The organism is Hyphomonas sp. UBA3601, from assembly GCF_002375605.1.
GTDB lineage: Bacteria > Pseudomonadota > Alphaproteobacteria > Caulobacterales > Hyphomonadaceae > Hyphomonas.
Genome location: NZ_DFME01000052.1, coordinates 17242 through 27299, shown reverse-complemented (window position 1 = coordinate 27299; position 10058 = coordinate 17242). Strand labels below are relative to the sequence as shown.

General features: G+C 58.7%; 12 protein-coding genes. 6 read left to right on the top strand and 6 right to left on the bottom strand.

Annotation, left to right across the window (positions count from 1 at the left end; translation table 11 throughout):
- Positions 1-235: 235 nt before the first annotated feature.
- From B4F73_RS06185 to B4F73_RS06170, 4 genes are all read right to left on the bottom strand, one after another.
- Complete coding sequence (locus B4F73_RS06185; protein WP_290478523.1) at positions 236-742, bottom strand: HdeD family acid-resistance protein; 507 nt, start codon at positions 740-742, stop codon at positions 236-238.
- Positions 743-823: 81 nt separating this feature from the next.
- Positions 824-1603, bottom strand: a complete 780-nt coding sequence (gene map, locus B4F73_RS06180) for a type I methionyl aminopeptidase (RefSeq protein WP_290482751.1) — start codon at positions 1601-1603, stop codon at positions 824-826.
- 1 nt (position 1604) lies between these two features.
- Positions 1605-1811: a ParD-like family protein gene (locus tag B4F73_RS06175; RefSeq protein WP_034812582.1), complete on the bottom strand. Its 207-nt coding sequence runs from the start codon at positions 1809-1811 to the stop codon at positions 1605-1607.
- A 74-nt stretch (positions 1812-1885) separates the two neighbouring features.
- The gene (locus B4F73_RS06170) at positions 1886-2860 is read right to left on the bottom strand and encodes a Gfo/Idh/MocA family protein (RefSeq protein WP_290478521.1); all 975 of its coding nucleotides are present in this window, start codon (positions 2858-2860) and stop codon (positions 1886-1888) included.
- A 194-nt stretch (positions 2861-3054) separates the two neighbouring features.
- Here B4F73_RS06170 and B4F73_RS06165 point away from each other — a divergent pair, with 194 nt between their 5' ends.
- The 3 genes from B4F73_RS06165 (at position 3055) to B4F73_RS06155 (ending at position 4770) form a co-directional block, all read left to right on the top strand.
- Entirely contained in the window at positions 3055-3477 is a 423-nt protein-coding gene (locus B4F73_RS06165; RefSeq protein ID WP_034812575.1) for a hypothetical protein, read from the top strand.
- 273 nt (positions 3478-3750) lie between these two features.
- Positions 3751-4032 carry a hypothetical protein gene (locus B4F73_RS06160; protein ID WP_290478520.1) on the top strand — a complete coding sequence of 94 codons (282 nt, stop codon included), beginning with the start codon at positions 3751-3753 and terminating at the stop codon, positions 4030-4032.
- Positions 4033-4098: 66 nt separating this feature from the next.
- The gene (locus tag B4F73_RS06155; protein ID WP_290482750.1) at positions 4099-4770 is read left to right on the top strand and encodes an SDR family oxidoreductase; all 672 of its coding nucleotides are present in this window, start codon (positions 4099-4101) and stop codon (positions 4768-4770) included.
- 3 nt (positions 4771-4773) lie between these two features.
- Here the strand turns inward: B4F73_RS06155 and B4F73_RS06150 are convergent, their stop codons facing one another.
- Together B4F73_RS06150 and B4F73_RS06145 are read right to left on the bottom strand one after the other, a co-directional pair.
- Positions 4774-5616 carry a mechanosensitive ion channel family protein gene (locus B4F73_RS06150; RefSeq protein ID WP_290478518.1) on the bottom strand — a complete coding sequence of 281 codons (843 nt, stop codon included), beginning with the start codon at positions 5614-5616 and terminating at the stop codon, positions 4774-4776.
- Between the two features lie 316 nt (positions 5617-5932).
- Positions 5933-6430, bottom strand: coding sequence for a hypothetical protein (locus B4F73_RS06145; protein WP_290478517.1), 498 nt, complete (start codon positions 6428-6430; stop codon positions 5933-5935).
- A gap of 113 nt (positions 6431-6543) precedes the next feature.
- On the opposite strand from B4F73_RS06145, the gene B4F73_RS06140 reads away from it, so the two are divergent.
- From B4F73_RS06140 to B4F73_RS06130, 3 genes are all read left to right on the top strand, one after another.
- Complete coding sequence (locus B4F73_RS06140) at positions 6544-8169, top strand: peptide ABC transporter substrate-binding protein (RefSeq protein WP_290478516.1); 1626 nt, start codon at positions 6544-6546, stop codon at positions 8167-8169.
- A 24-nt stretch (positions 8170-8193) separates the two neighbouring features.
- On the top strand, positions 8194-9312 hold the full coding sequence (locus B4F73_RS06135; protein WP_206992473.1) for a DUF3667 domain-containing protein: 1119 nt from the start codon (positions 8194-8196) through the stop codon (positions 9310-9312).
- 337 nt (positions 9313-9649) lie between these two features.
- Positions 9650-10058, top strand: a 409-nt coding sequence (locus B4F73_RS06130; RefSeq protein ID WP_290482749.1) for a TonB-dependent receptor plug domain-containing protein, incomplete at its 3' end; no start/stop codon positions are given.

Below are 10058 nucleotides of genomic sequence, written 5' to 3'. Positions count from 1 at the left end.
GGTCATGCGGATCGGCTCGACCGATTTGATGCGGAAGGGTTCGATAATGGTCTTCATCTGTCAGCACTCCTGGCTCTGAATGTCCTGGGGGGTGCCGACAACGGCGCACACACAGGACTTATCCTGCGCCGCGGTTGCCTCGTCTTTGTGACGCGACCGCGCTCAGCGCCTGTTGTGAGATGGGTCGAATATCACGGAGCCAGCCCGCCATGCAAGATGCCGCGCAGGGCGCTCGTCAGTCGTCAAACACGTCCGACAGGGCCTTGTCCATTGCCAGCAGGGCGACGCCGAAGAACAGCATGTTGATCCCGGCCAATATGCCAATGGCCCAGGCCGCTGTGCTGGGCAGGCCGATCAGGATCAGCGCGCCTGCGATGATGCCGGCAAGGCCTGCCACGATCAGCATGGTCTTGCTGTTGCCGCGCAGACGCGGGCTGTTGGAGGCGAGGGCAAGCTGGACCCCGCCCTGGACCAGGAAGGATACGCCCAGAATTATGGTGAAGGAGATGAGCCCGATCCACGGAAAGACGAGCAGGCTGATCCCGCCAGCAAGGAAGAGCAGGCCGAGCAGCAAATGCTGCGTTCGCCCTTCAAGGCTCGGCCGCCAGGCCCACCAGAGATGCGCCGCGCCCGCAAAGATGATCAGATAGGCGAGAATGAAATTGTAGGAGAGCCCGGCAACATACGGGAAGAGGATTGCCAGCGCCCCGAGGATAACAAAGACGATGCCTGCGATTTTCATGTGATCAGCTCCCGGTCAAATTCAGACCAAGTCAGCTTATCATGTCCTGCCATGCGCTTGTACCGGACTGTGCCGTATTGACTACGCGCGGCGCGCCTGCATGGGTGTCTCGCCCGGACGCAAGGTCAGCACTTCAACACCGGTTTTCGTCACAGCAACCGTATGCTCGAATTGGGCGGAGAGCTTTCCGTCATTGGTCACCACCGTCCACCCATCAGCCTCGGTCGAAACCTGGCGTGTGCCCAGATTGATCATGGGTTCAATGGTGAAGACCATGCCTTCGCGCAGCTTGAGGCCGGTGCCCGGCTTTCCGAAATTGAGAACCTGTGGATCCTCATGCATTTCGCGGCCAATGCCGTGCCCGCAATACTCCCGTACGACAGAACAGCCATTTTTCTTGGCATGGCGGTCAATCGCAAAACCGATATCGCCAAGGTGCGCGCCGGGACGTACCTGTCCAATGCCTTTCCACATGGCTGTCTCGGCGATCCGAACAATTCGCTTGGCGGCGGCTGAGACATTTCCGACCATGTACGTCTTGCTTGAATCCGCGATGAAGCCGTTCTTTTCGAGGGTGATATCAAGATTGATGATATCGCCATCCCGGATGATCTCATCCGAACTGGGCACGCCATGACACACCACATGATTGATTGAGCAGTTCAGGACGAATTTGAAGCCATACTGCCCTTTGCTTGCGGGGCGGGCGCCGAGGTCTCCGGTGATGAAGCGGTCGACCAGATCGTTGACCTGTAGCGTCGACATGCCAGCCAGGTCCTGCTGGTCCAGCATTTCAAAAACGGATGCCAGCAGTTTGCCAGAGATGCGCATCAGCGCGATCTCGCTCGGCGTCTTTACCATGTCAGGCGACCTTCAGGTCGGCCAAGGGCGCATCGGCCGCTTCGAGCTGCATCTTCACAATGTCATTGAAGGAGAGCGTTGGATTGGCTTCGGCGAGCCGGCCGATTTTAATCCAGAATTCGGCTTGCGCATTGATGGATCGACACATGACCCCGCTCGCCCGCCGGACTTCTTCATGCAGGTCATTGTCGATCTTCACGATACCCATATTTGTCCTCGATATGAATTATATACATTCCGTATACGTTTTGTATATTCATGCGTCAAGCGAGCCTGGACGCTTTATCGGGGCGAGAGGCCTGCCGCTGCATAGATTGCGTCGATCACGGCCATGTTGCCGATCGCGTCGGCGCCACCGGTCAGCGGCACGGCGCGTCCGGCCATCACGTCCATGACATGGGCCAACTGGTGCTCATAGGTGATCATGCCGTCGGCCGTCTCGGTGCGTTCGTGGCCGCCTTGCCGGATGGTGATCTGGTGGCCGCGATGCGGGTGTACCGGGTTGAGCAAGGAGACACAGCCATCCTTGCAGACGATTTCGAGCCTGATATCGCGGTCCACATCTTCTGCCATACTGCATTCCACAATTGCTGACGCGCCGCTTGAAAAACCGAGATGCGCCTTGGTGCCGATATCAACACCGGGCCGGTCGCACTGCGCACTGGCCGACAGCACATCGGGTTCTGCGTCCGCAAGGGTGCGGATCATGTGGACCGAGTAGCAGCCCAGATCCATTAATGCGCCTCCACCGAGTTCCAGCGTATGGCGCAACTCGCCCTCGCGATACGGGATCGACACATTGAACACCGCCTCCATGGTCTTGATCGCGCCGAGGTCTCCGCTGCGCACGATTTCCAGAACGCGCAGGAAAGCCGGGTGGAAGCGATAATGAAACGCCTCGATCAGTGGCTTGCCGGCCCGGTTGGCGGCGTCGACCATGCGCGTGGCTTCGGCGGCGTTCATGGCGAAGGGCTTCTCGCATAATACCGCCTTGCCAGCTTCCAGCGCGGCGATGGTCAGATCGGCATGGCGATGCGGGGGCAGGGCGTTGTAGATCAGGTCGACATCCTTGCGGTGCACCAGCGCGTCGTAATCGGTCTCAACATGCGCGATGCCGTTCGCTTCGGCATAGGTGCGCGCCTTGTCCGCGTCGCGCGCTGCCACGGCGACGATTTCGCAATCATCACGTTTTGCAGCGGGCTCGATGATGGCCTTGGGGCCAATCTTGGCGGCGCCGAGTATGCCGATACGGATCATGAAAACTCCTTGGGACGTACGGATGAGGGGTCAAAGGTAAATGATTTGGGGCGGTTTGTTTACCCGGCCCTAATGCATCTTAACGCACTTGGTCGCATTTGCCTTGCACAGCAATGCGCCCGGTAACCAAGCGGTAAGCACAATGAGGGTTAATGATAATTCCGAAGCCGTTAATCTCAGGAGTGCCATCGCACATGTTGAACGATCTTACAGCACACCTCGCCCGGCATAATGGCCTCTCGGAGGACGCGTCCCGACAAGCCCTCGGCATTGTCCTGAACGCAGCAGAGCGTCAGGATTCCCCCTTCGCCACGGCCATGTTCAAGACCATTCCGGGCGCACGCGCCCTGTCGGCCCGCACAGGCAGCACGATCGGCGCCCCGGTTGGAGAGATTGCTCGCCTGATCGAACAGACGCCCGGCGGCAAGCGCATTGTCGCGCAATCCATGATTTCCGAACTCCACAAGCTGGGTTTGGACCACAAGGCCATCGGCCTGCTATTGCCGAGTATTTCCACTTATATGGACGAGCACCACGCCCTGGTCGGCTTTGGCCATCTGGGTGACCTTATCGGGTCGGACCTCGACGCGGTCGCAGCCGCGGCCCAAGCCGCCTGATCTGGCTCGAAAGACAAGCTTTGGATGAGCCGCCGCGAGGGCGGCTTTTTCATGCGCGAAACTTTTTTCGTTTTCCGCGGAACCAAGCCAACTGAAGAGCGTAAACCTTGTATCTTGCAGGCAGACACCCCCCCTGACACTGTCAGTTGCCTCAAGACGTTCCCAATATGGGGCCAAGTCGGTTCTCCCTCTCTTCCCCCCAACCGGCTTGGCCCTTTTCTTTTGGAACGGGCCTGTCTATGTGCAAGGCCAGTGATTGAGGGCTTCCACCACATGCAAGACGTAACCACTCTGAAACCGGACGAACGACTGGCGCTGGACCTGATGGCGGCGATACGTGCCGATGCTGAAGCGATCTGCGCTCCCAATCCGGTGGAAATGGTTTCTGTCACGATCGACGTGTCCTCTGAGGCGGCTCAAGGCGCCGATGTCACGTTGGAGCCCAAGGTTGACCGGCAAACTCGCACAATCCTGTTCACCGGCGGCATGGCCCGCCAAGGTGACAAGCCCCTGATGAAAGCAACTGCGGTCTACCGGATTTTGCCAGAGTCGTAGCGGCCCTGTCGCAGCGTTTGCCGACGCGTTCCCATATACCCAGACCTATCCAGACGGAGAGTTTCTATGACTACCACGCTTATCACCGGTGCAAATCGTGGGATCGGTCTGGAGCTTGTCCGCAAGTTTCTCGCTCAAGGTCATGACGTGATTGCCACGGCGCGCGACCCTGAGACCTCAAACGAACTGAACGCGACGGGCGCCAAAGTTTATCCGCTCGAAGTGACCGATGCAGCTTCGGTGGCGGCATTGAAGGAAGCGGTCGGCGACCAGCCCATCGACTATCTGATCAACAATGCCGGCATTGGCAGTTTCGCTGCGTTCAAGGATCTCGATTATGACGCGTTCGCCAACATGCTGGCGGTGAACACGATTGCGCCGATTCGAATGATCGACACGTTCCTGGACAATATTGCGGCCAGCGATGTGAAGATGGCGGCCAGCCTGTCCAGCATGATGGGATCCATCGAGAACACGCATGCGTCCTTCGGACTGATCTATCGCACGTCCAAGGCGGGTCTGAACATGGCCTTGCGTGCCGCCGCGCCCGAACTTGCGGAGAAGGGGGTGACCCTGCTCGCGCTGCATCCGGGCTGGGTGAACACTGACATGGGTGGCAAGCAGGCGCCAGTCAATCCGGCTCAGAGTGCTGCTGGCCTCTACACGGTCATCACCACGGCAGGGCCATCAAGCGAGCTGCGCTTCCTGGACTTTGAAGGCAAGACCCATCCCTGGTAGCGACTAACCCTGCTGGGGCGCAAAGCCGCCGAAATCCTCTGGCAATTTTACATCCGTATCAGCGCGCAGCCGGGGCAGGGCTTCGGGATGCTCGGCCTGAAGCCATTCGATCATCTGCTCACGGATCAGGCAACGCAAGTCCCAGGCTTTCGGAGACGTGCTGGCCGAGGCGAGCCCGCGCACCGTTACAGAATTGCCCGAGGCTTCGGTAACCTGCAAATTCACCACGTCGCCATTCCAGAGCGGGGTGGACTTGCAGATCTCTTCCAGCTTCTCGCGCATCCGCGCGATGGGTGCGTGATAATCTACCGTCCAGTAGACGCTGCCGATGATGGAGGCGCTCTTGCGGGTCCAATTCTGGAAAGGCGTCTCGATGAAATAGGAGAGCGGCACGACGAGGCGTCGCCAGTCCCAGATCTTGATGACAACATAGAAGAGGCCGATTTCCTCGATCCAGCCCCATTCACCTTCGACGACGACGGCGTCATCCAGCCGGATCGGCTGGGTGAAGGCGATCTGCAGTCCGGCGATCAGGTTGCTGAGTACGGGACGGGCCGCCAAGCCGATGGCGATGCCCGCGATTCCGGCCGATGCAAACAGGCTGACGCCAATCTGTTTCACGCCGGGAATGACGGTGAGCGCGGCGGCGAGGGTGACGATTCCGGCAATGACGATCCAGACGCGGCGCACGACATCCAGCCGCGTGGCCGATTTGCGTGCTTCCAGATTGTCTTCTGCATCGAGGTGCAGGCCAGCCAGACGGCGTTTGATCAAGGCATCGACAATGGTGCCGACCAGCCAGCCAAAGGCGATGATGAACAATACGCCTGAACTGATCCCTGCCATTCGCTCGAGCCGGTCGCCTGAGACAAAGCCGTCAGGGATGTACTGAGGTAGGTATGGCGTCGCAAAGACCAGCGCCGCGCCGGCCAGCGCAAACAGAAGGGGCGGGCGAAAGCGCTTCAGCCAGCGCGTATTCCTGTGGGCAGTGATCTTCGTCCGGATACGCAGATTCCCTTCCAGTCGCTCGACGGGACTACGTCTCAGCCTGAGAAAGGTTTCATCGATTCAGCAAGCCACGTGCCCGGAATAGGTCAAGCCATTGCTGGCCTGCGCGCGGTTCGGTCAGTGTTTGCTGAAGTTTGCGGCAAGGATTCCCGTATTATTTCACGCGTTCGACCCGGAATGCGATGCCGCCATCCAGTTTCATCTTGTAGCTGCCGAAGGCCGCTTCATAGATCTGGGCTTCGGTCTGGCCATTATTGCGCAGCGCCTTGGAATCGGTTTGCCGCCAGACCTGTCCATTTTCCAGCGTGATCACCAGATTTCCACGATTGCCGCGCACGGCTTTCACAGGGAGCGTCATCTCCTTGAGGCTCTGGTCGTCAGATTTGCCGAGCGTCAGAGAGGGCAGGGACGGAATGGAGAAGCCGAAGGAATCCTGGCGGACCTGTTCGACTTCCTGTCGGGTCACGGTTGTGACGTCGCCCGCCGCTTCGGCGGCTTGCAGCCGTCCAACAGCCGCATCGTAACAGGTAAGGCGCTCTGCATCTTCGGCGACGGATGTGCAGGCATAGACGTCATCGGTTGAGACATCTTGTGCAGTGGCTGTTGCGCCAAGCGCAAAAATCATCCCTGCAATGCACCAAATTCGGGTCATTCCTGTTACCTCATGTGCGACTTCCAGCAGGAAGGCTTTGCAAAACCGTAATGGTCTGGCAGCAGTGTTGCAAATCGCGCGATCGCGGAAAAGACGTTGGAGACACAAAACCCATGAAGTTGAACGCCTTGATGACAACCGGCCTGGCTGCCGCACTTGCCCTGACACTGGCCGCCTGCGGGGGCGGTGGGGATTCCGCAGCCTCTGACGTGCCGACCCTGCGCCGGGGAATTTCGGCCAAGGTGGACACGCTGGACCCCAACAAATCATCCGCGCAGTGGGAGAACATTATCATTGGCGACATGATCATCGGCCTGACCACGGATGGCCCAGATGGCCGCCCGGTGCTGGGTATGGCCGACAGTTATGAAGTCAGTGAAGATGGTTTGGTCTGGACCTTCACTTTGGGTGATCATGTCTGGTCTGACGGCACGCCCGTCACTGCCGGCGACTTCGTCTACAGCCTGCGCCGCATCCAGAACCCGGAAACTGCTTCGCAATACGCGTCGCTCCTCTGGTTGATCAAGAATGCGCAAAAGGTGAGTTCACAGGAATTGCCGCCCGAAGAACTGGGCGTGAAAGCCATCGACGACAAGACGCTGGAAATCACTTTGGAATACCCGGCGCCTTATTTGCTTGGCTTGCTGAGCCATTACACGACCTATCCGTTGCCGAGTTGGGCCATCGAAGCGCACGGAGATGCGTGGATCCAGCCGGAAAATATTGTCGTCAACGGTCCTTACAAGCTGGTCTACTGGCGCACGGGTGACCAATTGGTCGCCGACAAGAACCCGACCGGATTTGGCGCGCCGGAGGCGTGTTTTGATCGGGTCGTGTATCTGGAACTGGAAGACCTGTCGGCCGTCGAGAACAAGATTTCCGCAGGCGAACTGGACATCAATAATGCCTTTGACGGGTCTCGCTATACCGAATTGGATGCGAAATTCCCCGGCTGGCTGCGCACGACACCTTCTCTCATCTCGACCTACTGGACATTCAACACCACCGTTGAGCCGTTCGACGACGTGCGCGTGCGCAAGGCCCTTTCAATGGCGCTCGACCGGGAGTTCATGGTTCGCAACGTGCTGACACAGGGCTATCTGCCAGCGTATTCCTTCGTGCCACCGGGCATCAATAATTACGATGTCAGTCGGCCATCCATGGATTGGAAGGACACCTCACGCGAAGATCGGCTTGCCGAGGCGCGCAGCCTGTTGGAAGCGGCAGGGTTCGGCCCGGGCAATCCGCTTGAGTTCGAATTCATTCACCGTTCGACGGACGACAATCCGAAGGTGGCGCCGGTCGCTCAGTCCAATTGGAGTGATATCGCCCCCTGGGTTAACCCGACCATCGTGAAACAGGATACAAAAGTGCTCTATTCGCGCTTGCGGACCGGAAACTTCTCGGTAGCGGATGCGGCATGGGTCGCGGATTTCGATGATCCGATCAACTTTCTTTACCTGCTCGATTCCAATACGGGCCAGCAAAACTATGGCGACTATGCCAATCCGGAGTATGATGCGCTTCTGAGCCAATCGAACCAGCAGCTGGACCTGCAGATGCGGGCAGAAGTCTTCGCAGCCGCTGAAGAACTGATGCTCGAAGAATATCCGATTACGCCGATGTGGTTTCAGGTGACCAAGAACATGGTCGATCCGGAGCTGACCGGCTGGGAAGAAAATGCGAAGGATCAGCATCGCTCGCGCTTTCTGTGCCGGGAGGGGCTCAGCGCCGAGTAGCGGTAAACAGACGGGGGTCTCGAAATGGAACATGAAATGGAGGCCGCAGGTCTCGGGTCGGCAAGTGGCTTGTCGACCGGAGACCATCATCCGGTAAAGTCCGGTTTGCCTTGCGCAAATTGCGAGACCATCGTCGAGGACCGGTTCTGCACAACGTGCGGCCAATTGGCGTCTGACTTCCATCGCCCGGTCTGGGATCTGGTGGCGAGCAGTCTGGCGGACGTATTTGCGCTGGATGGCCGCTTGTGGCGGTCCTTGCCCATGTTGTTGTTCCGCCCCGGCCGGATGACCCGGAACTATCTGGATGGAAAGCGCGCACGCTATGTGCCGCCTTTCCGCATGTTCCTGATGGCGTCTGTGATCTTCTTCCTGACCCTGTTCACGCTCGGCGATCAGATGGGCTGGTACAATTCTCTCAAGATCGACCGCCTCCTGGAAAACGGGATCGATGTCGGGATAGGGGAGGATGGTGAGCCTCTTCCGGTGGTGACCGAAGAGGGGCTGGAGGAATTGCGCGCCCGGGCAGAAGACCCCGACCTGACGCCGGATGAGCGCGAACTCATCCAGCTGGAATTGCTACAGGCGGAGCACGGCATCACATTTCAGCGTATCATGACGGATGACGGCCGCATCAATCGCGACGCGCTTTATGATGAGGTCACTTCAAGACTGGACGAGGATGCGACCCCCGCGGAGCGCGAGCAGGCATGGCGCGCCGCCGACCATGCGGCGACCGTGTACGAGAACCAGGATCGCTATGGCGCGCGCATTCGGGAATGGGCGCCGAGATTCAGTTTGATGTTCCTGCCTATCCTGGCCTTCATGCTGACGATTCTGTATGCGTGGCACCGCAGCCGGTACATCTATGACCATGTGATCACCGCGCTGCATGTGCAGACCTTCATCTATCTGACAGCGACCTTCTTAATTGTGCTCGCCGCCGTGAACGCAGCTTGGCTTGGCGAGCTTATCTTGGGTGGGGTGCTGGTCGGCATTGCGTATCTCTATCGCCAATTGCGCGTGACTTACGAGACGGGGCGATTCATGGCTGCCTTGCGAACCCTGATCCTGTTGTTCTCAATCCTGATCGTGGGCGTCACGCTGGGCATTTCCCTGGTCGTTGTCAGCTTCATGCTGGTCTGAACAGGGCGAATTGCCTGAAATGCGATCAGGCGCAGCATGAAGCTCGGCTCGAATTCAGGTGGCCTGCCTGAAAAACAAGCATAGTGGAGGGCGCCGCAAAATCCGTTCGGGGCATTTTTTCGGATTTATCAGGCGTATCTGGAACAATATTGCCCCAAATCGACCAAAAAGGTGATGCGATTCTGTCACACTGGTGTCATTTTGCTTGTGAGCGCCGCTGCATCCAATTGACTATGCAAGGTGCTCAATCCTTACTGCCCGGTAAGACTTGGTCTAGGGGGCCAGGTTTGTCTGCATGATGTGGACACATTTTTTGACAATCCTTTCGGAGGTTCAAGTGAGCGAACTTAACTTGAAGAAGCGCCTATTGGCGTCGTCGGTGTTTGCCGGCGCTGCACTTGCTGCAGCTGCTGCGCTGCCAGCGTACGCCCAAGACGCAGATGAAGACGTAATTGCTGTAGCAGAGGCGGACGGGGAAGAAGCATCCGTACAACAGACCATCGTCGTCACGGGCTCGCTGATCCCGCAAAGCGGCAACCTGGTTGAGACCAGCCCGGTCACGTCCCTCGGCTCCGCCGACTTCGACGTGCGCGGTGTTGTCCGTGCGGAAGACATGATCAACGCCCTGCCACAGGCATTCGGTGCTCAGGGTTCCGCCCTCGCCAACGGCGCGACCGGTACGGCTTCGGTCAACCTTCGCGGCCTGGGTGCTTCCCGCACGCTGACGCTCTTGAACGGCCGCCGCC